The following is a 24,344-nucleotide window of genomic DNA, read 5'->3' as shown; positions in this document are numbered from 1 at the left end:
CCATGGCATCCGTTATTGAAATCTGCAACCGCGCGCTAAGCAACATCGGCAACAACCGCAGCATCAACAGCCTGACTGAAGCCAGCAAAGAGGCCGGGCAGTGCTCCCTGCATTACGAGGCTTGCCGTGATGCTGTTCTGTCTGACGCTGAATGGAACTTCGCCACCAAGCGCGTGGCGCTGGCTGATACCAACAAACCGCCGTCTGACTGGGCGTATGCATATCAGTACCCAACAGATTGCATGCGGATCATTGAAATCCCGGTGCCAGGTATTCGCAACCCTACATCGGCGATGCGTATCCAGTACACGACCGGGGCGAACAGCGACGGAACAGGCAAGCTGATTTATACCGATCAGCCTGAGGCATGGCTTAAATATGTTTCTCGCATCACTGACGTGAACATGTTTGACGCAGTTTTTCAGGAGGCCCTGGCCTGGCGTCTTGCGGCGGCGATCAATATGGTGGTGACCGGCAGAGCTGATCTCGGTAATAACGCGTTGAGAATGTATCAGATGTTCATCCTGAGTGCAGGATCGCACAGCATGAACGAATCGCAAGAGCCGCAGATGCCTGTTGACGAGTTCACCGCGGCGAGGTTGTCATAATGGCTGTCAGCTGGATCCAACCGAGTTTCGCTGGCGGCGAGATTGGTCCGTCATTGTATGGCCGCATTGACATGGCTAAATACCAGGTAGCGCTGCGCAAGTGTGACAACTTCATCGTCCGTCAGTACGGCGGGGTTGAAAACCGCCCTGGAACGCAATTCATTGGCGCTGCAAAATACCCAACCAGAAAATGCCGCCTTATCCCATTCCAGTTTTCGACCATCCAGACCTATGCGCTGGAATTCGGTCACAACTACATGCGCGTCATTAAAGACGGTGCTTATGTGCTGAATGACAGCAACGTGATTTATGAGCTGGCGATGCCGTACACCGAAGCGGATCTGTTCAGCATCAAATTCACTCAAAGCGCCGACGTGTTGACGCTGGTACATCCGTCTTACCCGCCCAAAGAGCTGCGCAGATATGCGCATGACAACTGGGAAATAGTTGATGTCACCACAAAAAATGGCCCGTTCGAAGACATCAATGTTGACGAGTCGATAACAGTTTACTCCAGTGCAACCACCGGTACGGTTACGCTGACGTCAAACTCTGCAATTTTCGGTAGCGAGCAGGTAGGAAAACTTTTCTATCTTGAACAGCCTGCAGTTGATTCAGTACCCGTCTGGGAGACCAGCAAAACCACGGCCATTAACGATGTCCGCCGCGCTGACAGTAACTATTACCGAGCCAATACCGCCGGGAAGACTGGCACGTTGCGCCCGTCACATACTGATGGGATGGCGTGGGATGGATGGGGCGGCACCGGAGATGATGATACGGGTATCCAGTGGGAATACCTGCACAGTGGCTTTGGCATTGTCCGCATCACCGCAGTAGCTGGCGATCATAAAAGCGCTACCGCGTCGGTGGTTTCCCGTATCCCTGAGAACGTCGTAGGCAGCACTAAAGCCAGTTACAAATGGGCGCCGTATGCGTGGAACAGCGTCAAAGGCTATCCTGGTACGGTTGTCTATTACCAGCAGCGCCTTTACTTCGCTGCTTCTACAGCGTTCCCTCAGACTATCTGGGCCAGCCGCACCGGTGACTACAAGGATTATGGAAAAAATAACCCTATACAGGATGACGACCGGATCATTTACACCTACGCCGGGCGGCAGGTAAACGAGATTCGTCACCTGATCGACGTAGGTTCGCTGGTGGTGCTGACCTCTGGCGGAGAATATGTGGTGTCCGGAGACCAGAATAAGGTGCTGACGCCCAGCGCGTTCTCTTTCAATTCCCAGGGTTCGAATGGTTGTAGTGATGTGCCGCCAATTTCCGTGGCAAACATCGCACTTTTCATTCAGCAGAAGGGCAGTGTTGTTCGTGACCTGGCCTATTCCTTTGACGTTGACGGCTTTCAGGGTTCAGATCTGACAATCCTGGCGAACCATCTTTTCCAGAAGCGCAGCCTTGTAGACTGGTCATTCTGTATCGTGCCTTACTCCAGCGCGTTCTGCGTGCGCGACGACGGCAAACTCCTGGTTCTGACTTACCTGCGTGATCAGCAGGTCTTCGCCTGGGCTCCTCAGTCCAGCGCTGGTTTTTATGAAAGCACATGCTGCATCAGCGAAGGCAGCGAGGATGCCGTGTACTTCAGCGTGCGCCGGGTTATCAACGGGCAGACTGTGCGTTATATCGAGCGCCTCTCCAGCCGTCAATTTACCGACGATCTCGACGCCTTCTTTGTCGACTGCGGCCTTAGCTACGACGGGCGTAACACGGACACCAGAACGGCGGCAATCACCGGCGGCAGCGGTGACTGGAGCTACCAGGTTGATTACACGCTGACGATGAGCGGAAGCAGTTACTTCACCTCAGGTGACGTTGGTGCGCAGATCCAGATGCCGTACACCGGAACGGATCCAGATACCGGTGCGGATGTGGCGATGGAGCTGCGTTGCGACATCGTGGGCTATATCAGCGGCAATGTGGTCACCGTGCGCGCCAATCGAAATATTCCTCCTGTGCTTCGCAATACAGCAACGACTAACTGGCGCATGGCCCGCATGACCTTTGCAGGCCTCAATCACCTTGAAGGCCAGACAGTTAATATTCTCTCTGATGCCAGCGTTGAGCCGCAAAAGGTGGTGACCGGCGGTAAGGTTACCCTCGAGTCTCCAGGCGGTGTGGTGCATATCGGCCTGCCAATCAACGCCCAGTTTGAAACGCTGGACATCAATATTAACGGTCAGGAAACGCTGCTGGATAAAAAGCAGATCATCCCGACGGTGACGCTCATTGTAAACGCCAGTCGCGGCATCTTCGCTTCTACGCCTGGCGGTCAGTGGTACGAGTATCCGCAGCGTGAATTTGAGTTTTATGACGATCCGGTTGATGACGCAACCGGGAAGGTAGAAATCAAACTGGACAGTAATTGGGATAAGGTCGGGCGCGTGAAAGTTCGACAGACCGACCCGTTGCCTCTTTCTGTTCTGGCGGTGCTACCGCGTATTACTGTGGGAGACTTCTGATGATTGACGTTCAGCTGATCCCAGCGACTGAAGATCACATGCAGCTCATCCTGCCAAATGTCCGACAGGCCGACGTTGACGAGTTGTACGCTGTCTCGCTGATGACCACCGAAGAAGCGATCCGCGTCGGGTTGCGCACTTCAACAATAGCCTGGTCCGGATTTGCCAATGGTGAGCTCGTGACCATGTTCGGCGTTTCTCCTGCATCGATGATCGGCGGTAATGGCGTTCCATGGCTGGTAAGCACTCATCTTGTCGAGAAATATCAGAAGACGTTCCTGCGCGGCAGCCGCCATGCACTGCAGGCCATGCTCAATGTTTATCCTCGCCTTGAAAATTATGTCGACGAGCGCAACCACGTGGCAAAGGCCTGGCTCCATTGGCTGGGTTTCAGACTTGAAGACCCTGCACCTTATGGCGCGCTCGGCCTGAACTTCCACCACTTTTACATGGAGAAAAAATAATGTGCGGACCGGTAGCCGTCGGCGTCGCCATGGTGGCGATGTCAGCAATGCAGGCTTATAGCCAGCACCAGCAGGGTAAATATCAGCAGGCCGTTGCGGACCAGAATGCCGATATTGCAGAAGCCCAGGCGCAAGATTCAATTAACCGCGGTAATGCGGAGGCGGAACAGCGCCGACGGGAAATGCGTCAGCGGCAGGGCACTCAGGCGGCAACTCTGGGTGCCACCGGTGCAGACCTTTCATCCGGTTCAGCGCTGGACATGTTCGGCGATACTGCGCAGTTCGGAACGCTGGATGCGCTGACCACGGTCAATAACGCCCAGCGCGAGGCGTACGGGTATCAGGTTCAGGAAATGAATTCCGTGGCGCAGGGTAGAGCAGCAAAAAATGCAGCGAATGCTGCAGTAACGCAGACCCTACTTTCCGCCCCGTTGAAAGCATACGGTGCGTATCAATCATTCGGTGGAACGTGGAGCCCATTCACGCAGGGCAGTGCAGCGCCAATCAGCGCAGCAGTCGGAACCCCAACCGGTCGATAAGGAGAAGCTCATGCCAGTAGTACCAACCACAACCGGGCGGCAGGTGCAGAGCCGTGGCGTTTCAACTCAGGGCTTCCAGGCGTTCGATACGCCGAATATGGGCGATGCGCTGGCAAACGTCGGTGAGCAATATGTTGGAGTTCTGGCTCAGGCCAAGCAGCGTGCCGATGTTGCCATGTCGCAGGATGCATCGTTGCAGCTCAGCCAGACCGCCAGCGACCTGATGACGAATCCCGATGCCGGGCTGCTGACTCTCCAGGGGAAAAATGCGCTTGGCAAAGGCCAGGAGTACACCCAGCAATTCGATATGAAGGCTCAGGAACTGGCGATGAATCTGCCGGAGTCTGCCCGTGCCGGTTTTATGCAGCAGGCGCAGCAGCAACGCATTCAGTTCACCGCACAGGCCGGGCGGCACGAAGTAGGGCAACTTAATGCGTACGAGGAAGGACAGTTCCAGGCCACGCTGCTAAATAGCGGGAAAAATGCCGCAGCGATGTATGGTGACAATGCATCTTACGTCGCAGCCAATCAGCAGACGTTCCAGCAGATCGACGACTACGGCGCAGCGCATGGCTGGAGCCCTGAGCAGGTTGCCGCGAAGAAGGTAGAGTTTAAAGAGAAGGTTGCCGACAGCGCCCTTTCGCAGTGGGCAGCCAATAACTCATCGGCATTCATCGAAAGCAATGGTGAGCTAAGCGATACGATTGCCGGTTCCCGCCGGGCTGTTGCCGACACTCCTGATACTGCTGGTGGAGCAGGGGCGCGAGGGATCCGTAACAACAACCCAGGCAATCTGGAGGCCAGCGCCTCTAACCCATGGGTAGGACAGTCTGGCAGTGATGGGCGGTTTGCTAAATTCGAAACGCCGGAGCATGGCATTCGCGCCCTGGGCCGCAACCTGCTGTCCTACCAGCGCCAGGGCATAGACACGGTAAACGACATCATCAACCGCTGGGCACCGCCGCAGGACAACAACGACACTGCATCCTATATCAGCGCCGTGTGCGCGCAGCTCGGCGTGCAGCCTGACCAGCAGATAGATGCTTCAAACCCTGACACGCTGAATGCTCTCTGTGCCGCCATCATCAAACACGAGAACGGCAGCCAGCCCTACAGTAAAGATCAGATCTCCAGCGGTGTAAGTGCGGCGCTGGGGTTGTCACAGCTACCAACTGCCGGAAAGCGCTATACCGGAAATGCAGCTTTCGACGCAGCATCGCCAGAAGCTCAGGCGACGTTCCTGCGACAGGCAGACCAGATGCGCAAGCAGCAGCAGGCGCAGTTTAAATCAGGCATTGATGACCGAGTGCGTGATGCATCAGCCGCTTACATGCGTGGCGTCGAATTCCCGAATCCGCCAGACCAGGCTGAATTTATGGCTGCCTACGGTATGCGGGAGGGCAACGCCCGCTACACCGAGTTTAAAAACACGCAGATTGCCGGGCAGTATATCGGCTCGTTCCGCACTATGCCGACCAGCAGCATTACCGCTTACGTTAATCAGCTGCGTCCGGACGCTGGCGAAACCGGAGAAGGGTATGCGTCGCGCGCTCAGTTGTTTGACCAGGTAACGGCGGCGGCCACAAAGGTGATCACCGAGCGCACGAACAACCCGTTTAATGCAGCTGTGGATCTTGGTGCCTATAAACCGCTGACATCGAACAACCCGCAGGACATCACAAAGGAAGTCTCCAATCGTTTTTCGGCGCAGGAAGGACTGAAGAATATCGGAATCAATGCTCCTATTCTTTCCAGTGAAGAGGCGGCGACACTGGCGCAGCAGGTGCGCGGCACGCAGAGCGTGGATCAGACAATCGGCCTTCTTCAGAGCATGGGCCAGACATTGCCACCGGCGGCTATGCGGCAGGTGGCCAGCGCGATTGCGCCAAACAATGCGGCGACTGCCTATTCTGCTCTGCTGCTGGGCACGCCTGATAATCAGTACGACAACCGCAACCCCACCATTTCGTACGATCAATTCATCGGCTATAAGCCGACCATGAACAAATATGACGTGTCAAAAACCATCCTTGCCGGCGATCAACTTCTCAACCCGACGAAGGCAATGAAGGACTCAGGCATTCAGCCTGTGCAACTGCCGAGCGACGATAAGTTGAAACGGGCATTTGATGATGCGGTTGGCAATTCGTTTTCCTACAACGCCCAGGCTCGCCAGATGAGCTACAGCCTGTTTAAGGCGGCGTACGCTGGCATTGCCTATCAGTCAGGCGATAGCAGCCTGTCGCGCACGGATGCGGCCAATTCTGACGTAGTGGAGAAGGCGGCTCAGATGGCGACTGGTGGCGTGTATAAGGACTTTAACGGCGGTGACGTGGTGATGCCTTTCGGCATGGACAAAAGCACTTTCAAAGATCGCTACACCGTTTCTGCACAGCAGGCGCTGAAAAATGCCGGGTTGAATGTTAACGCCGCATCAAACTTTACTCCCGTGAATATCGGGAATAATTATTACAGAATGGTCAGCGGAAGCGGGCGCTGGGCGACAGACCCGAAAACAGGACAGGCTATCGTTGTGAGGGTTGAATAATGGCGGATGTGTTTACGCTGGCTCCGGAAGGACAGGCATGGACTGACGACAAGACGGCGGCAAATCCCGCGAAGCCTGAAGACTATGATCCCGCCTGGTATCAGGGTTCGGTTTCTGCATTCCCGCGCGGTGTTGCTGAGGGCGCTACAGGTCTGGCGCAGTCGGCGGTAGGGTTCAGCAAAAGGCTGATCAGCGACCCGGCGCTGGCGGATGCTGTTGCGCCGACGGTGAACATTTTCAGAGTGATGTTCCCGGATGCCGATAAGCAGCTGAATGAAACCTACGACGACCTGAGCAGCACGCTTAAGGATGCCCGCGCTTATGTGAAGCCTGACCCGGCGAGCCAGGGAACAGCCGCTGAAGTGCTGAATGGTCTTGGTCAGTTTGTGCCAGCCATTGGGGCAACCATCGCCGGCGGCCCGGTGCTGGGCGCGTCGACGGCATTCGGTTCAACCTACGAACAGTCATACCAGGACTTCAGGGCTAAGGGGGTCGATGAGGCCACAGCGCGAAACCTGGCAGCCCAGCAAAGCTCGTTTAACGCCGCCGGGATGGCATTACCAGCTGCGCTCGGTGAAACGCTGCTGACCCGCATAGCTTCCGGAGTTGGCATCAATACCGCGTTTGGTGGCTTAAATCGCTTCTCCGTTGGTGAAACGCTGGAAGCGAAAGGCTATTCCGATATGGCTAAGCAGTACCGTGTATGGGATGGTCAGGCAATCATGATTGATGCGGTGCTGGGCGGGGCGTTCGGTGTGGCTCATCACCTGTCAGCACGTGGTGATGCTGCTGGAGAGCTTCAGGCACCTGATGCCGTTAACCCGATTGATGCTGAGTCACCGATCCCTGCGCCAGAGGTGCAGAGTTCTCCAGATACCACCATGGAGACATCTCCTACGACTGAAGCTGTGCCAGTAACTGATGAGCCCGGTACACCGTTGCGACCTGATGCTCAGGCACCTGTGCCAGAACTTGCCGCACCGCCGGACATTCCTGCCATTAAACCAAGCGACATCGATGCAGCTCATACGCTTAATGAAGGCCTGTACTACGACATTGAGTCGGCCCCGGTGCTGCACGGCACAAATGAGAGCATTAACAGCCATGTGGCTGCTATGGATGAGGCCGCCCGCCAGTTGTCTGACGGACAGCCTGTTAACATTGCCATGCAGGCGCGCGGGCTGGATGGTCCTGCCAGACCAGGCATGCTGGAGTCGGCGAACGAGCAGTACCATGCAATGGAGCAAGTTTTCCATGAAAATGGCGTGCACTACGAATCGCCGCGCGAAGTTATCAGAGAGTCGCAGGCACCACGCAGCGAAAGCGCATTCTCTCGAGTTGATGAAGATGCCGGGCAGGTGAGCATTGATCCTGACTCCGGTCAGGCCATATCGTCAAACAGCTATGACCTTATGGTTGCGCGCGATATGGCGACAGCCAATCCTGACCTGACCGTTACGCACCCTGACACGGGGCAACAGATGAAGCTGTCTGATGTGCTGGCAGACTTTGACGAACAGATCCAGACCGCCAAAAGCGAGTCGAAAGTTTACTCCGTTGCGGCGGCGTGCTTCCTGAGGAATCCATAATGAAACAGGCATGTGTTGAAGCCATCGCCCAGACACTGGGCCGCCAGCCAAAAGCTGACGAACTGAAGAATATCGAGGACCGCCTCAAGGATGCCGTGCGCCAGGTCAGCCGCAATAATGCCCGTGATGGCAAAACAGGGATCCCGGATGCTCAAACCTACATGGATGCCGCCGAACTGGTGCGCCAGCGCGTTGTGCATGACGTCTACAAAAAGCGTCAGCGGCTGGCTCAGAATGCGATCGCCATGGCAAAAGTCACCGACACGCTTGATGCGGCGATCCCGGCCGATAAGCAGACTCCGGAGAACCTTAGCCAGTTTATCTTTGCCGGGCGCAAAACAAAATTATTCACCGAGGATACAGATGTTCCCGTCACTTCAGCTGAAGAGCTGGCAACAGGCGCTTATCAGGACTGGTCACGTCAGCTCAGCGCCGAGCTGCTGAAGGCCGGTCCGGAGGTGCAGAAGTTTTTCGAGCAGAGCAAAGCATTGGGAGAGCAGAGGTTCCGTAGCCTGTTCGATCAGCGCGTGGCGAAATCCGGCCAGTTGCAGATCCTGAAGGAGATTTACGGGGAAGACACCGGCAACCCGCAGGCGAAAAATATCGCCAAAGTCTGGAGCGATGTCACCAGCCGGGCCCGGCAGGAGATGAATGATGCCGGTTTTGATATTGGCCTGCGTGATAACTGGAATTTGCCGTATGTGGACGATGCCGATCTGATCCGCAACGCCGGGCGCGATGAGTGGCTGGCGAGTCTTCCTGCCGCCGAGCAGGCAAAGGCGCGGTTATCAGGCGGCCAGCCGCCGATAGAATTTGCCAAACAGGCATGGGTAGATGACGTCTACAACACGCAGGACCGATCGCAGTATGTGAACCTTGACGGTTCGCCAATGAACGATATTGAATACCGTCAGGCGCTGGAGGCCATCTACGAAACAAAGGCCACCGACGGGGCAAATAAAATTGATCCTGGCGCATTCATGGGTACTGGTGGCATTAAAAATCGCGGTTCACAGAGTAGGGTCATGGCGTTTAAAGATGCACAATCGCATTTTGCGTACATGGACCGCTATACCGAGCAACCAGTTGTCGGAGTGATGATGTCGCACCTGCAGTCATCATCCCGCGACCTTGGAGTGGTGAAGGCGTTCGGCCCGGACGCGGCCAATAATTTCAGGCTCATCAGCGATCGCATTTATCAGCGTGCGGTCACCAGCGGCAAGGATGTCGGCAAGATGAACAGCGAGCGAACCATGGTCGATCGCATGTTCAACTCGATGGCCGGATTAAACGGCACGCAGGAATCAAGTGTCTTCACTTCGGCGGTAGGAGGCCTGCGTAATCTGATGACCAGCGCCATGCTCGGCACCAGCGTCCTTACCGCCGCCAGCGATCAGGCGATTATGCGCGCCAACGCTCAGGCGCTTGGGTTCTCCCGCGGCGGCATGCGGCTATCTGCCAACACCATCCGCAACCTGTTCAGCGGCGACGCCCGGCGAGCGAATGCAGAGCTTGGCCTTCTGGTGGACTCACACGCTGCGGTCGTATCGAAGATGGGCGGTTTTGACCTGTCACGGGGAATTACTGGCTGGTTCGCCGAGAAAACACTGAAATGGTCTGGACTGATTGCCATGGACCGGGCCAATAAAGCTTCCTTCGGCCTGCTGATGTATAAAAACATTGGCGAGCTCAGTCGCAAATACAAGACCCTGGATGAAGTCAAAGGATCCGACAAGACCATACTTGCCAGTAAAGGCTGGAGCAACGAGGACTGGGCCATCATGGCCGCCGCCGACCTGCGACCAATGACGACCGCCGGACACATGGGGATGACACCTGATGCTATCTACGCCGTTCCGGATGAAGCGATCCACTCCATCCTTGCTGACCGTATAGCGCAGGTGCGCGCCGGGAGCGAAACCGCGCTGGCGGCGCTGGGCGACATACCACAGGAGCGCCGCACCAGACTGAAAGAAGCATTCGACGCAGAGGCTGAGCAGACCGTGGCGCGCATGGTGCGTAACGCCCGGGCGGAAGCCGCGCAAAAATTGCTGGGTGTAACCCATGGTGAGATGACTAGTGCCATTACTACGGCAACCGGGCTGGACACTTATGCCCGCGACGATGCCGGGCAGCTGGTTAAAAGCTTCATGCTGTTCAAAACCACCCCATTTGCCGGGTTCCGCCAACTTGTTAACCGCACCCGTGATCTTGATCGTGTGCCGGGAATTAAGTTTCTTGCATCCTATATCGCGGGAACGACACTGGCAGGCATGTTTGCTAACCAGATGAACTCGTTGCTAACCGGCAATGACCCGCTCGATATGACGAAGCCTACAACATGGATACAGGCGCTGCTGAAAGGGGGATCATTCGGCATATACGGTGATTTCCTTTTCCAGGACCACACGCAGTATGGCTCCAGCATTGCGGCCACGCTGGGCGGCCCGGTGCTAAGCTTTGCTGAGCAACTGACAAAGTTACTGGTGACCAATCCCCAAAAAGCATTGCAGGGTGAGGAAACGTCTTTCGGCGCCGACGCGCTGAAGACGGCGCGCATGATAACCCCGTTTGCCAACCTCTGGTATGCTAAGGCGGTGACCAATCACCTGATCCTGCAACAGCTTCAGGAGATGGCGAACCCTGGCTACAACGACAGGGTAAGGGACCGGGCTCAGCGTGAGTTCAACACTACCAGCTGGTGGGAGCCTGGAGATACTGCGCCGCGACGCGCGCCGGATTTAGGGAAAGCGGTAGGGAATTAATATGAAGAAAATGTTTTTGTTTTTAATTGCACTTCCTTTTTTGGCACAGGCGGATCTTCCTGCAAGTACGTATTACAAATGCATTAAAGACAATGTGATCAAATACAGTAAGACCAACGAATCCGCTGAATCCATTGCTTCTGCTGCTGTTACTTCCTGCGGTAGTGTATTGGGAGAAGTGCTAAAAAGTAGCGCCCCATTCATGAGCGCGAGTGCTGAAGCAAAATCTAAATTTATTGCTGATATGAAAGCTCAAGGTAAAGAGGCTGGAATAAAGTACGCGATGGATGAAAAGCTAAGCAAAAGTTAGCGTGACATGTCACAAGGCCGCCGAAGCGGCCTTTTTCATATCAGAACCCAGCTATGTTTTTGGTGATGTACTGCGCGTGCGTGCGAATGTCGCTCAGGCATTTGCTGACGCCGACGATGTAGCTCAGCATTGTAGTGAACTCAGCGGCCGCGCCGGAAACGTCGTACCCATCTTTCTGCATCTGGTTCAGCATGCTCATCATCAGAGAGCGTTCTGTCAGTCCTAAAACGCCTTCTGGAGAATAGATATGCTCATGGTAATTTGGCTTGAGTGGGTAGTTGTAAGTCTGTTTATCGCCTTCCTTCATCGCTTCCAGAATGGCCGGCATAAAGCTGGCGACTACCTTCTGTGCTTTATCCGCCGGTGACAGCTCTTCGCGAACGTAACTACCGGTCCGGCGGATCTGCGGAAGCACTTCACCGGTTATCCATTTGCGGAAACGGTAAGGAATGGTGCCCGGCGTTACGGCATCGCGGCAGCGCAGGATCAGAGTGTAGAGGCCAGACTCTGAGATGATGTTAATTTCCTTAACGCGCTTGTCAAAAATTGAACGGTGCTCATGCCCTATATTGAGCATAGACCTTTCATCATCATCAAGTTTATCTAGTGCTTGGGTTACGTTCTGAATGCGAAGGGCGGTGCAAACATCCTGGGCGACAAACCAAGGTGAACCGTCTATCAACACGGAACGGATTGCATCATTTGACTCGAATTTGAATACTGCTGCTTGAGAATTTGCCATGAGGAAATCTCCACTTAGTGAAATTTATCACCACCGAAGAGACCAATCTTGCTGGTGGTGAACTGAACAGAGTTGGTCTTACCGGCCTAAGTGGTACCGGCGTCCTTTCGGACCCCTGCCCAGCCCACCATATCTGGTTGTAGCTGTGCAACGCGCATAAAAAAACCACGACTGGCGTGGTATGCGCCACTTAGTTAATCCGGGAGACCAATCCCGGCACTGGATTTTGCCAGCGCCTGATCACTATGGCACAAGAAAAAGGTGAAGTAAAATTACCTATTTGGTAATAATATCAGTGTTTGTTACCAAAATAAAGCCTATGTGGTTTGCCGTCGAACCTGCTCCACGCAGTAATCCAGGTGCATCTGAACATCACGCAGCGACATCTGAGAGCTGGTGACGTAGTTCACCAGGGCAGCTAGTTCTGCCGCCGCTCCGCTAACATCATGCCCGTCTTTCTGTAGTTCTCGCAGCAACTCCATGAGCTGAGATTCTTCAATAAGGGATCTGACGCCTCCCGGCGTGTGTATTCTTTCTTCATATCCATCTTCCAGAGGGTGGTGATACTGGCGCTGCATTTCGTTTTCTCCATGCGACAACTGTATTTATGTACAGTAGCAAAAGTTCGAAACACTATCCAGCACGCAATGCGAATTACCTGAAAGGTAATAAATCACCTGATTACTCTGCAATCAATTCATATATGGATTTTTGGGTAATAGAATGGAGTGATGTGCAGACGCGGTGGGCGCTGCCACCTCTGGAGATATGACATGACGGTTTCTACCGAAGTCGACCACAACGATTACGTTGGGAATGGAGTTACAACCTCTTTCCCATACACCTTCCGAATATTCACCAAAAGCGATCTGGTCGTTCAGGTTGTGGATCTGGATGAAAACATAACTGTACTGGTGCTGGATACGGATTACACAGTAACCGGCGCTGGTGGCTATTCTGGCGGGTCTGTCACTCTGGCATCGGCGCTTGCAAGCGGATGGCAGATCTCAATTTCTCGCGACTTACCGGTGACGCAGGAAACAGATCTCCGCAACCAGGGCAAGTTTTTTGCTGAGGTGCACGAGGACGCATTTGATAAGCTGACAATGCTGATCCAGCAGGTTCGTAGCTGGTTCAGTCTGGCATTGCGCAAACCGTCATTCATCGCAAATTATTACGATGCTCTGGGCAATTACATTCGAAATTTACGTGACCCGTCACGACCACAAGATGCAGCAACCAAAAATTATGTCGATAGCCTAGCTAATACAAATCTCGGGCACACGCTTAGAACCCCTGAACTGATCCCTGAACTACCGGGCATCGAGCAACGTAAAAACAAAATTGTAGCTATGGACAATTCAGGCAACCCTATTATGGTTATTCCTGAATCTGGTTCTGCGTCTGACGTACTGATAGAGCTGGCAAAGCCAACCGGTGCAGAGCTAATTGGCTATGGGTCTGAAACTGTAGATAGTGCGCTTGAAAGACATGACGTGGATTTCAGTCGCATAATCAGCCTTGATGAACGTTTAGAAATTCCACCTTTTAGCTATTCTGGGAACAAGCACTGGGTTCCAATTTTTGAAGATGGCCAGCAGTTAGAAAACTACACCTTTAAGACCCCAGTGCATGTTGATTTCAGATTTAGTAGCGACCCACAAAATGTTGAGAATGGAGTACTATTTACTTTCGGAAGAGATGATCAATCTGGAAGCTCCCCATTCTGGTCCCAAGATAGTTATGAGCTGAGAAACCTAACAGTCATCGGTGGCACTCCAGAGATCGTTGCGTTCGAACCATGGACATCACATACTGCAACCATTGAAAATAACAGAATCATAAACAATGGCTCGCCAACAAAGTATGCAATTAATTTTAAAGCACAAAACTGGTGGCCTATTGTCAGAGGTAACACCTTTGCCGATTACCTAGATATGGGTGGTAATTTCTGTAAATGTGTTGATGATGGCGGGGTGGAAGCAGATCGTTATACTGGGAATAGTCGCTTAGTCTTTACCCAGAATCGCTGCAAATGGCTTGGAGCAGGACAGGGTGGAATTATGCTTTACACCTCTGGCGTTCATGCAGCTATTCATGATAATGCAAGTGAGAATGGACTGATTGCAGTCAAGTTCGGATGGCCATCATCTTATGCCAACATACATACTCTATATAATGAACTTACCCAAGGTGGGCAGGTCGTTATACAAATCGGTGATGATGTTGCTAGGGTAGGGTCAAACGTTTTCAACGGCATAGTCATTCAGAATGTTTACAGCAACTTCCATGGCCGCAACACTAATAAATTCATTACCGTGGGTAACTCTCAGGTTTTGCTTAACGAAGTGAGAGTTGATGAGTTATTTATTTCCAATATTCCAACAACCGGTTTTATCCAACCTTTAATTGCCGTTAATGATTTGGCATTCCAGAAAGTAATCGTTGGTCGAATAATCGCCCCTAATGCAGCATTGCTTCCTCTTACGTCAAATTATGTCAATGTTACTGACATGTACGGTCAGGATATTCCAGCGTTGAATTCTGACTTGGTATACATGGATAATAGCACTGTTAACGTACCTGCTAACTCTTCAACGGCTGTTGCACCAGGATGGTATGCAAAATCGACAGCCGCTGCCGTGTTCAATAGAACTGGGTCCGGCTCTCCACGAGCAGACTTGCGAAATGCAAGATATGTTGGTTCTTTGGCTTCTGCTGCTAACACCCAAAGCACTGTATACTTCGAATTCCCAAGGGCTGATTTGGTCAACTATGAATATGTGACTATACAGTTTTTAATAAATACATCGACGGCTGTCACTAATACTGTTAAAACAAGTATCTACAATCCCGATAGCACCCGCATTCAGCTAGATCTTAGAACTATTGATTCCGGACCTTCTTGGCAGGAAGTAACAATTACAGTATCAAGCCAAATTGCAAATAGCTCCCAGTCATTTATTGCAGTCGAGATTGGCAATGCCGCAACAGCAGCTATGACAACGTATGTTACTGCATTCAGGATGAATAGAGGGCAATTTGGTCTTTGCTACAAGTCTAATGGTAAGTCTTATGCAGAGACCTTAAGAGAGAAAGATGATTATACATATATAGTTCCATGAATATAATGGAGGGCGTACCCTCCATTATATGGATTAGTTGAATTCCAGTTTTATATCGCTTTTCATTTTTCTCGTTAAGAATGGGCGTTCAACGTATCTATATGATATAGATGAAAGTATGATTGTGCATACAGATGAAATCAGAAGGCTTAAATAAAAATCGTGAGTTACTAAATTAATCATGATCTGCTGGACAGGGAATGCATAAATATAAACACCATAAGAAATATCAAACCTTCCATTGATAACAGTGTCTTTAATTGATAATCCAGAAATAATGGTTATAGTTGTAACGCATAAGAGGCCGATTATTTGAATTTCAGGTTTCGCATTTGTAGCTAAAAGCATTAAAAATGACACTGCTATAATTTTAAATCTATACCTCCACCATGACGACTCGGTGAAAGAAAGCAGGGAGCCCAATGAAAATGGTATCATAAATAAAGCCAGGAACTTAAACGGAACTGAATAATAAGCGTATAGATCAGTTTGATAGTTCAATGCAATGGTGGCGATCACTGATGTTAATAATAGTATTGCGGGGGATTTCCATGAATTTGAAATAGAAAGAAAAAAACCTATCAAGATGTAACAGGTAAATTCGATAGGTAGCGTCCATAAACTACCATTAATTATTTCTTTATATTTAAAGTTTGAAAAAACACCTGGTACTTGCTCCTGTATAAAAACTGAGTTACGAATCACTTTGGTCAGAGCATCTCCAGATAACAGATACTCCGATATTGAATTTGTGTTAAAGATTACTCCTATGAAACAGTACATGAAAATAGAGCATGCAAATAATCCAGGAAATATTCTTTTGCATCTTTTAATTATGAACCTAATGAAGTTATCAGACCTTCCGAAGCTTTTCGGCATAAAATAACCAGAAATACTGAAAAAGATAGCAACTGCAATGTATCCAAGGCTATTCCACTTTAAGAAAATAGGTTCCTGAAGCCCAGATAAAGAGAACTGATGGGAATAAAGAACCATAAAAGCTGCTATGAGTCTGATTATGTCAAATGAATTGTTTCTATTTTCCATTAAATGCATCTCTTTAATTGGCATTGTTTCATCAGCTAGGCTACCGAGAGTTACATTAGATTATGTTTGATACGTGAAGTGTAATCAATGTCAAAAAATCAAGACATATCTATCCATATATGGATTATGATGTATCATGAACTCACAACTTAAGGGGGTTCATTATGCTCTGTATACGGTGGTTATTATGTCGGCATCACTAACAGTTGGCTCAATTAATCAGGGGCTTAGCTATGGTGCGCTGGCGGCGGTTGTTGCTGGGGTTCCTCCGGAAGTGGCTATCGGTTCGCTGATGGGCGCGGTAATATTTGTTACCTCTGCAACTGAGTATCCTATCCGTCGGCGCCTTCTGCTTTCACTGCTCAGCTTCCTCTGCGGCTTACTTTTCTATAAGCCCACTGCCTCAATCCTGATCGGCGTCGCTAGCATGATCCCGACAATAACCCAGGACTCATTCGAGAAAGGGATTGTCTGGTCTGCCGGGGCATTTGTGTCGGCTATTGTAGCTGTCCGCATTGGCATCTGGCTTTATCACCGTTCCGACAATCCACGCGAGTTTATTCCGGGGAGAAAAGACGATGACAAGTCATGATCTGCTGCTTATCGCCAAGGCGCTAATTTGCCTGGGCATCGCCATCCGCGTTATGTCGTTTCAAAGAAACGGTTCCCGTCACCGCTGGTGGGGAGGATTGTTGGCGTATATCCTGATCGTCGCCTCGGCCACCATCACCATCCAGACAGCCTATTCAATTTTTACTCACCGCCACATATCCGCAGAAATTCCTGAAGTCGTTATCTACGGCGTGCTGCTGGCCGCAGTGCTGAAGACGCGCGGGAATGTCGTGCAGATTTTCAAAATATCGAGGTCATGATGAAGATTTCCGCAAACGGCCTGGCCGTGGTTAAAAACTTTGAGTCATGCAAACTTCAGGCGTATCCGGATCCAGGCACCGGTGGCGCGCCGTGGACAATAGGCTGGGGCCATACCGGACGGGAGGTTAAGCCGGGTCTGGTATGGACGCAAAAGCAGGCAGATGACGCTCTGTTGGCAGACCTCAAACGTTTTGAAGAAGGCGTGTCTTCTCTGGTGAGTGTTGAACTTAAGCAGGGCCAGTTCGATGCGCTGGTGTGCTTTGCGTTTAATGTTGGCCTGACGGCGCTGAAAAACTCCACGTTGCTGGAGATGGTGAACAACAAACGTTTTGATCTGGCGCTGGCGCAGTTCGCTCGCTGGAACAAAGCAGGCGGCCGGGTGATGAAGGGGCTGATCCGTCGACGCGCAGCTGAGTCGTGGCTGTGGCGTGATGCCACCGGTGCCGAAGCCATTAAAAAGGGAGTGGCCGCAGCATGATCGCCGCTATCCTGAAGGCGTACTGGAAGCCCTTGTTGGCTCTTGCGGTCGCCGCCTCGCTGGTGGCTGGGTTCCGTGCGGTCTGGATAAACCACGGCACTGACCGATATAACGCCGGGTATGCGCAGGCGCAGGCAGATCAGAAGAATGCAGACGCCAGGGCTAAACAACACAACGAACAGGAGAAGGCTACCGATGAACGTGAAGCACAGCAGAGGATTGACAAGGCGCGCTCTGACGCTGCTGACGCTGCCGCTCGCGCTGGCAGGTTGCAGCAGCAGCTCGTTGCCATCCGCGAGCAGCTCAGGCAGTATAACGACTCTGTCGGCGCTGGGTCGTCAGCCGCAGACACCGGAGTTTTGCTTGCCGACGTGCTCAGCCAATCTCTCGAAAGAAACCGAAAACTGGCAGACTACGCTGACCGGGCAGCCGAAGCCGGTAGAGTCTGCGAAAGGCAATATGATTCACTGATGAAGCAGGGCACAGTTTCCCGGTGACGGTATATAAAACGGTACGGTTATTCAGTGGTTTCATTAAAATTGTTTTTACTCAATTAGTTATGCTCTTCGTAAATAATTGAGTGGGAATAAGCCCATCGCCAGGGTGTTGCGTTAAGACCCTGAAGCCCGCCTGACGGCGGGCTTTTTTATTGCCTGCTGAAAATATGCCTTGCGGACATGGCTATCAACAGCGTTGTTTTTTAGCGTTAAGGCTCACCGGGCTATGGCTCCGGCGTGTTGGCTGCTGTCTTGCGCATATACTGGCGAGGGGACAAGCCCGCGTATCGCGTGAACGCTACGCTAAAGCTACTTCCCGAGCCGTAGCCCACCTGGGCGGCAATCTGCTCAATGGCAGGTTCCTGCGTGCGCAGCAGCTGTTTTGCCAGCGCCATGCGCCATGCCAGCAGATATTCCATTGGCCTCTGTCCAACAATACGACTGAAGCGCTCAAAAAAGGCCGAACGTGACAGCGAAGCGGCCGAAGCCAGTTCGGCAACGGTCCACGGGTGTTCAGGACGCTCATGAAGCGCGCGAAGCGCGGCCGCAAGTCGAATATCGCTCAGGCCCCGGATCAGACCCGGCGCGGCTGCAGTGTCCGTTCCGCAGCGGAGAGCTTCAATCAGCAGCACTTCCAGCAGTCGCTCCAGTACCAGCTCTTTTGCCGACCGTTGCTGGCGCGACTCCTCACCGATGAGCTGTATCAGGGTGGCAAGCCGGGGGCTGTCACGTACAAGTAGCGCTTCCGGCAGAAGAGAAACGAGCAGGGCGGCATCCGGCGCAGCGAAGCTGCAGTGGCCGATGACCATGCGCGCATCGACCGGGTCGTGCTGGCATCCGACGCGAAAGTGTCCTTCGCTGATCCGTACGGGCAGCGTTGAGGGTATCTCCGCAGGAGCGTCAGGGCTGCTACTAATCAGCTCCCGCATTGCCGGTGCAAGTACAAAATCACCCGCGTGGAGATCGAATTGCTGCACTCCGCCGAAGTTTATGCGGCAGCTTCCCTCAAGGATTGCGCAATAGAAGGGTTCTCCGGTGGCTTCCCGGTGAGTTCGCCACGTGCCGCCACACTCCACCAGCTTTGAAAAACGAGCGGCAGGTTGCAGCAGAGTGACGATTTGCGCCAGCGGATCGGTGGTGATCATTTCAGGACTTTGGCTAAAGTAAAGGGACTATGGATTATAGTCAGTCCATATTGCCGTCGCTACTATGGAATCGTTCATTTTTAGTGGAGACGATTATGCCTACAGTAATGATTACCGGCTGTTCAACCGGCTTTGGTCTGGAAACCGCCCGCCTTTTTCTGAGAAAAGGCTGGCAGGTGGTTGCAACGATGCGGACGCCTGATGCGAGCATGCTTCCGGTTTCGGATCGGCTGAGTCTGCTCAGACTCGACGTTACCGATCCTGCCAGCATTGCGCAGGCCGTGAATGCCGCCGGTCCCGTAGATGTTCTGGTCAATAACGCCGGGCTTGGTGCGGCGTCGCCAATTGAGCTTACGGCCCCCGAGACAGTACAGACCCTGTTTCAGACCAATACGGTGGGGACGCTGGCGATGATCCAGGCCGTCGTGCCTCAGATGCGGCAGCGCCGGGCCGGCGTTATTATTAACGTGACGTCTACGGTCACGCTCAAAACGATGCCGATTGTTGGTGTCTACAGGGCCAGCAAGGCGGCCGTAAACGCCATGACTGAATCGCTGGCGGTTGAAATAGCGCCCTTTGGCATGCGAGCACATATCGTTTTGCCCGGTCGCTCGCCGGAAACAAACTTTAGCGCGAACGCTCGTTCGCACCTGCATGGCACAGACAATCCGGACTATGAGCCTCTGTTCCAGCAGTTTATCGCCAGCGTGCAGGATGAGAGTGGCCCTGTGACCCACGCTGTGGACGTTGCCGAAGCGGTATGGCGTGCGGCAACCGATCCTTCTGCTCCGTTACGTATTCCCGCAGGCGCGGATGCAGAGCAGTGGATGGCCGAAGCCGGGCGTTAGCCTGGCGGATTACGCCGGGGTTAAGAGTTCGTTGGTTATGCCTGAATGAGCCTGAACCTGTATAGAAACACTCCCCGGATTGTCGTCGGGGAGTTTTAAATAATGCCGCCTTTGCGCCTGACGGCTAAGTTCAGGCTACCCTGTCTGCGCTCTCGCCTTCCTCTTCCTGCGCTTCATTTGGGGTATCCACCATCACTTCCTGAATGACCTCTTCATCCAGCGTCGGGTTGAGTACAGCGGCCAGCGGTGAGGAGGTCAGGCTGTCGGGCATGACCACGTGAGGCAGGGGAGCATCGACGATAATTTCGGGCTGACGCTTTCTGATCCAGCTGATCGCCCCAATAGTTACCCCGCAAAGCGTGAAGCAGAAATAGAGCACGTTTCCGCCGAAAGGCTGCATCACCGCACCGGTGACGAGTGGACCTACGCAGGCACCTATGCCGAATGCCATTAACAGACAGGCGGTGAGCGAGACGCGCCGCTGCGGATCAACGTAGTCGTTAGCAATGGCCACGCCGAGTGGATAAAGCGAAAACATCGCCATGCTTGAGACAAAGGCTATTCCCAGTAGCCACCAGAAGCTTAAATGCGGCAGGACGGAGAGCGGCAAAGACGCCAGCGCGAAAAGCACTGCCGTGTAAAACAGCAGGCGCTGACGGTCATAGCGGTCAGACAGCCAGCTCAAAGGGAATTGTGAAACCATCCCTGCGAAAATAGTTACGCCCATAAAGAGCCCTGTCTGTTGGGTAGTCAGCCCTTTTGAAATGGCAAACACCGGCGCGAGGCCATAAAACGCGCCCGCGGCCATGCCCATTACCAGCGTTGCAGCCAGCAGCTTCGGTATAGCTTTAAAGAAATAGCCCAGCTCCATCGGGGCTGGCGACATTGGCTGGGCGGTGGTGCGGGTGGTAAGCGCAATTGGCACCAGACAAAGAGCGAAGCAAAGTGCCACGATCAGCAGCATCGAAGGGCTGGTTCCGGCGGCCGCCATCAGGATAATCTGCCCGCCGCACAGGCCAAGGTAGGTCGCCACCATATACAGGCCGAAAATGGTGCCGCGCTGAGACGGCTCCGCGCGATCGTTGAGCCAGCTTTCCAGCACCATGTACTGGCACATCATGCAAAGGCCAATTACCAGGCGCAGGAAAATCCATAAGGGAATAAAGTCGCTGAGCCCGTGGCCCACGACCGAGGCGGTGATGATCCCTGCGCAGGAGACGTAAGCGCGAATATGTCCGACGCGGGCAATGAGGTTGTGTCCGACCTTGCCGCCAATCACCAGCCCCAGATAGTTTGCGGCGGTGATCGCCCCGATGATCGTCCCGTTCACCTCGTCATGGGCGAGGCGTAGCGAGATGTAAGTCGTCAGCAGGCCGGAGCCGAGCAGCATCAGTAGCGTGGTGGTGTACAGCGGCAGAAAAGCGTTGAGCACGTTCTTCATACGGATCCCTGTATTGGCATGTCATTACGGGTTCAAACCATCGTGCTTGGTTTTTCCGCAGGATGCAAATTCAGGAACGGACAATGAGAGGCGTTTGGCAGGGTTAGTTTTGCCCGGTACGCACCTGAGGCTCAGTGACCTGGCTTGACTGCTGCGCGGCTTTTTTATCCTGGTGGTGATACCAGGCGCCCACAGAAGAATAGATGAAGCGGCCAACGAAAAAGAGGAAGCTGATAAGAATAATGATCCGGGTCATGCGGCTGTTGAACTGGTGTCGTTTGCGCATAGGAGTTGCCTGGCTCACTGAAGGGTCCTTTAAAAATGCCCGATTCGGGCGATGGGCCTATTAAGGCACAGCGGGGCAGCAGGGTCAATTAACAATTGGGTAAAAATTGTGCAAATCCGGTGCCGGGTAGCACAACTGGGGCGTGAGAATATCGCCTGAAGTAGGATTTTTCCGGCTGGCTCCTTTTGTTGATTTAAGTCAAATCGCTTGCGCTGCCGCTAACTATAATCTCTTGCCTCGATCCGTACTGTGGATTTGTCGGGATCGCCCATCAGGTTGGATGCCTGTCTGACTCTGCCCCATCGGGAATGGGAACTGCCCTTGAGCATCTATGCACCTTACTGAACTCTACAAAAAAACTCGTGATAAATGGTGGGGACTCCCACTTATTCTGCCTCTTATCCTGCTACCAGTCGCCCGAAGTGCGAACACCTTCACCCGGATCGATGGCGGGATTGTTTCGCTTTACTATTTGCCGCTGGCGTTGCTTCTGACGCTGATGCTTTTCTTTGGCTGGGACGCGCTGCCCGGCATTGTGCTGGGTATCTGGTTTATCATCGCTCAGGGCATGTCGGTGCCTGAACGTGTCGTCATCGTCTTCCATTTTTTAATTCCGGTGATCCTGAGCTGGGGCGGCTATAGGGTGTTTGTCCCGCACCGACATTCCATCACCTACGGCAGTACGCGGCTGATGCCGCAGCGCCTCTTTTGGCAGGTCTTTTTCCCCGCCACGGTGTTTCAATTACTGCTGTTGGCCTGCGTCTTTTTTGACATTCTTCCTGCCAGTATTTCGCTGGCAGGTGCTGGTCCGCTGACGCTGCACAGCCTGATTAACTATCAATCCATGCTGGTGGGATGCTTAACGGGGGTACCGCTCTGCTACCTGGTAATCAGGGCTATCCGCAATCCTTTGTACCTGCGCTCGTTTTATTCTCAGCTTCGTCTGCAGATTGACTATAAAGTTTCAACGATGGAGATCGCACTCTGGTCGCTGATTTTATTGATGATTATTGGATTACTTTTTATTCCTGAGCCGAATGCTGCCTCTATTTTTACCACCAATTACACGCTCTCTCTGCTGCTGCCCGTGATGCTGTGGGGGGCAATGCGCTTTGGCTATCGTCTGATGTCCATTATATGGACGCTGGTGCTTATCGTCAGTATTCACTTCTATTACCGCTACATTCCGGTTTATTCGAGCTACAGCACACAGCTGGCGATCACGTCGTCGAGCTACCTGGTGTTCTCATTTATCGTGATGTACATGGCGATGCTTGCGACAGAACAGCGCATTATCCATGCCCGGGTGAAGCGGATGGCGTATATTGACCCCGTAGTTCAGATGCCAAATCTGTGGGCGCTAAGCCGTAAGCTATCTTCCACGCCGTGGTCCGTGCTTTGCTTCCTGCGTATACCGGAGCTGGAAGTGCTCGGGCGCCACTACGGCATGATGGTAAGGATTCAGTACAAGCAAAACCTCGGCAAATGGCTGGAGTCCGCTCTGCAGGATGGTGAGAGCATTTATCAGCTCTCCGGTCACGATCTGGTGATCCGCCTCAACACGGATTCGCACGATCTGCGCATTGCTTCTCTCGATGCGCTTATCAAGACATTCCGCTTTGTCTGGGACGGTATGCCGCTGCAGCCTAATGTGGGCGTCAGCTATTGCCACGTTCGTTCTCCGGTGCTGCAACTGTCGATGCTGCTGGGGGAGCTGAGCTCCATTGCGAATGTGTCGCTGATTACGGGCTCTCCCGAGAATTTGCAGCACCGTAATACCGTGTATTTACAGCAGCGGCTGAAAGAAAAGGTTACGGTGATGAATCGCCTCCAGCTGGCGCTGGAACATGACGGCTTCAGCCTGATGGTTCAGCCGATCGTCGGGATCCGCGGCGACAATTACCACGAGGTGCTTCTTCGTTTGCAGGGTGAAAACGATCGGCTGATCGCGCCGGAGGATTTTTTACCGGTTGCGCATGAGTTCGGTCTGTCATCGCGCATCGATCTTTGGGTGATAGAACACGCTCTGATCTTCATGGATACCCGTCGTAAAGTGCTGCCTGGCCTGCGCCTGTCGATCAATATTTCACCGTCATCGGCCTGCGGCTCGCAGTTTCCAAAAACGGTAGCAAGCCTGTTGACGCGCTATAACATTCAGGGCTGGCAGCTGGTGTTCGAGATAACCGAAACGCAATCGCTGAGCCACCCTGAACAGGCGATGCAAAATATTGAGCAGCTCCAGGCGCTTGGCTGCCGGATTGCTATCGATGATTTTGGTACCGGTTACGCCAGCTATTCGCGGTTGAAAAAGATCAATGCCGATATCCTGAAGATCGATGGCAGCTTTATTCAGAACCTGCTTTCCAGCAGTCTGGACTACCAGATTGTGTCGTCTATCTGCCACCTTGCGCGGATGAAAAACATGCATGTCGTGGCGGAGTTCGTTGAAACGGAAGAGATTCAGCAAGCTGCACTGGAGCTGGGGATTGATTATCTACAGGGCTTTTATATCGGCAAGCCAGAGCCTTTGGAAGGCCTGGCTGCCGCAGATGAGTGAACCGT

Annotated in this window: 21 protein-coding genes; 15 read left to right on the top strand and 6 right to left on the bottom strand. The window is 52.9% G+C overall.

Annotated elements, in window-relative coordinates; genetic code table 11:
• Window positions 1–2: 2 nt before the first annotated feature.
• Genes AB1287_RS10210 through AB1287_RS10175 form a run of 8 tightly spaced genes read left to right on the top strand, consistent with a single transcriptional unit; the run spans window position 3 to window position 11,300 of the window.
• On the top strand, window positions 3–608 hold the full coding sequence (locus tag AB1287_RS10210) for a hypothetical protein (RefSeq protein ID WP_435617695.1): 606 nt from the start codon (window positions 3–5) through the stop codon (window positions 606–608).
• Window positions 608–3,085, top strand: a complete 2,478-nt coding sequence (locus AB1287_RS10205; protein ID WP_435617694.1) for a hypothetical protein — start codon at window positions 608–610, stop codon at window positions 3,083–3,085. Before AB1287_RS10210 ends, AB1287_RS10205 begins: the two co-directional genes overlap by 1 nt.
• A complete protein-coding gene (locus AB1287_RS10200; protein WP_435617693.1) occupies window positions 3,085–3,549 on the top strand; it encodes a hypothetical protein in 465 nt (154 codons plus the stop codon). Before AB1287_RS10205 ends, AB1287_RS10200 begins: the two co-directional genes overlap by 1 nt.
• A complete protein-coding gene (locus tag AB1287_RS10195) occupies window positions 3,549–4,088 on the top strand; it encodes a virion core protein, T7 gp14 family (RefSeq protein ID WP_435617692.1) in 540 nt (179 codons plus the stop codon). Before AB1287_RS10200 ends, AB1287_RS10195 begins: the two co-directional genes overlap by 1 nt.
• A gap of 10 nt (window positions 4,089–4,098) precedes the next feature.
• Entirely contained in the window at window positions 4,099–6,636 is a 2,538-nt protein-coding gene (locus AB1287_RS10190; RefSeq protein ID WP_435617691.1) for a hypothetical protein, read from the top strand.
• Complete coding sequence (locus AB1287_RS10185) at window positions 6,636–8,225, top strand: hypothetical protein (protein ID WP_435617690.1); 1,590 nt, start codon at window positions 6,636–6,638, stop codon at window positions 8,223–8,225. The genes AB1287_RS10190 and AB1287_RS10185 overlap by 1 nt, the downstream gene beginning before the upstream one ends.
• A complete protein-coding gene (locus tag AB1287_RS10180; RefSeq protein ID WP_435617689.1) occupies window positions 8,225–10,990 on the top strand; it encodes a hypothetical protein in 2,766 nt (921 codons plus the stop codon). The genes AB1287_RS10185 and AB1287_RS10180 overlap by 1 nt, the downstream gene beginning before the upstream one ends.
• A gap of 1 nt (window position 10,991) precedes the next feature.
• Window positions 10,992–11,300, top strand: coding sequence for a hypothetical protein (locus tag AB1287_RS10175; RefSeq protein ID WP_435617688.1), 309 nt, complete (start codon window positions 10,992–10,994; stop codon window positions 11,298–11,300).
• Window positions 11,301–11,340: 40 nt separating this feature from the next.
• Here AB1287_RS10175 and AB1287_RS10170 read toward each other — a convergent pair whose 3' ends face one another.
• Complete coding sequence (locus AB1287_RS10170; RefSeq protein WP_435617687.1) at window positions 11,341–12,042, bottom strand: Bro-N domain-containing protein; 702 nt, start codon at window positions 12,040–12,042, stop codon at window positions 11,341–11,343.
• 317 nt (window positions 12,043–12,359) lie between these two features.
• A complete protein-coding gene (locus tag AB1287_RS10165; RefSeq protein ID WP_435617686.1) occupies window positions 12,360–12,620 on the bottom strand; it encodes a hypothetical protein in 261 nt (86 codons plus the stop codon).
• Between the two features lie 195 nt (window positions 12,621–12,815).
• On the opposite strand from AB1287_RS10165, the gene AB1287_RS10160 reads away from it, so the two are divergent.
• Window positions 12,816–15,167: a hypothetical protein gene (locus AB1287_RS10160; protein WP_435617685.1), complete on the top strand. Its 2,352-nt coding sequence runs from the start codon at window positions 12,816–12,818 to the stop codon at window positions 15,165–15,167.
• A gap of 33 nt (window positions 15,168–15,200) precedes the next feature.
• Here the strand turns inward: AB1287_RS10160 and AB1287_RS10155 are convergent, their stop codons facing one another.
• Window positions 15,201–16,238, bottom strand: a complete 1,038-nt coding sequence (locus AB1287_RS10155; protein WP_435617684.1) for an acyltransferase family protein — start codon at window positions 16,236–16,238, stop codon at window positions 15,201–15,203.
• A 163-nt stretch (window positions 16,239–16,401) separates the two neighbouring features.
• On the opposite strand from AB1287_RS10155, the gene AB1287_RS10150 reads away from it, so the two are divergent.
• From AB1287_RS10150 to AB1287_RS10135, 4 genes are read left to right on the top strand one after another with little or no spacing between them, the layout of a single operon-like run.
• Window positions 16,402–16,806, top strand: coding sequence for a putative holin (locus AB1287_RS10150; protein ID WP_435617683.1), 405 nt, complete (start codon window positions 16,402–16,404; stop codon window positions 16,804–16,806).
• Entirely contained in the window at window positions 16,793–17,086 is a 294-nt protein-coding gene (locus tag AB1287_RS10145; RefSeq protein ID WP_435617682.1) for a phage holin family protein, read from the top strand. Before AB1287_RS10150 ends, AB1287_RS10145 begins: the two co-directional genes overlap by 14 nt.
• Window positions 17,086–17,565, top strand: a complete 480-nt coding sequence (locus AB1287_RS10140) for a lysozyme (RefSeq protein ID WP_435617763.1) — start codon at window positions 17,086–17,088, stop codon at window positions 17,563–17,565. The genes AB1287_RS10145 and AB1287_RS10140 overlap by 1 nt, the downstream gene beginning before the upstream one ends.
• Window positions 17,562–18,062: a DUF2514 domain-containing protein gene (locus tag AB1287_RS10135; RefSeq protein ID WP_435617681.1), complete on the top strand. Its 501-nt coding sequence runs from the start codon at window positions 17,562–17,564 to the stop codon at window positions 18,060–18,062. Before AB1287_RS10140 ends, AB1287_RS10135 begins: the two co-directional genes overlap by 4 nt.
• A 224-nt stretch (window positions 18,063–18,286) precedes the next feature.
• Here AB1287_RS10135 and AB1287_RS10130 read toward each other — a convergent pair whose 3' ends face one another.
• A complete protein-coding gene (locus AB1287_RS10130; RefSeq protein WP_435617680.1) occupies window positions 18,287–19,207 on the bottom strand; it encodes an AraC family transcriptional regulator in 921 nt (306 codons plus the stop codon).
• Between the two features lie 95 nt (window positions 19,208–19,302).
• On the opposite strand from AB1287_RS10130, the gene AB1287_RS10125 reads away from it, so the two are divergent.
• Window positions 19,303–20,055: an SDR family oxidoreductase gene (locus AB1287_RS10125; protein ID WP_435617679.1), complete on the top strand. Its 753-nt coding sequence runs from the start codon at window positions 19,303–19,305 to the stop codon at window positions 20,053–20,055.
• Between the two features lie 130 nt (window positions 20,056–20,185).
• On the opposite strand, the gene AB1287_RS10120 is transcribed toward AB1287_RS10125, so the two are convergent.
• Window positions 20,186–21,496 (bottom strand): MFS transporter, encoded by a 1,311-nt coding sequence (locus AB1287_RS10120; protein ID WP_312625046.1) that lies wholly within the window; start codon window positions 21,494–21,496, stop codon window positions 20,186–20,188.
• A 103-nt stretch (window positions 21,497–21,599) separates the two neighbouring features.
• Window positions 21,600–21,782, bottom strand: coding sequence for a YfgG family protein (locus tag AB1287_RS10115; protein WP_409438217.1), 183 nt, complete (start codon window positions 21,780–21,782; stop codon window positions 21,600–21,602).
• Window positions 21,783–22,113: 331 nt separating this feature from the next.
• Between AB1287_RS10115 and AB1287_RS10110 the strand changes: the two genes are divergently transcribed.
• Entirely contained in the window at window positions 22,114–24,339 is a 2,226-nt protein-coding gene (locus tag AB1287_RS10110; RefSeq protein ID WP_435617678.1) for an EAL domain-containing protein, read from the top strand.
• Window positions 24,340–24,344: the final 5 nt, after the last annotated feature.

The organism is Scandinavium sp. UTDF21-P1B, from assembly GCF_040750395.1.
In the GTDB taxonomy this organism is placed as follows: Bacteria; Pseudomonadota; Gammaproteobacteria; order Enterobacterales; family Enterobacteriaceae; genus Scandinavium.
The sequence above is the reverse complement of the archived record's forward strand: the minus strand, read 5'-3'. Positions and strand labels throughout refer to the sequence as shown.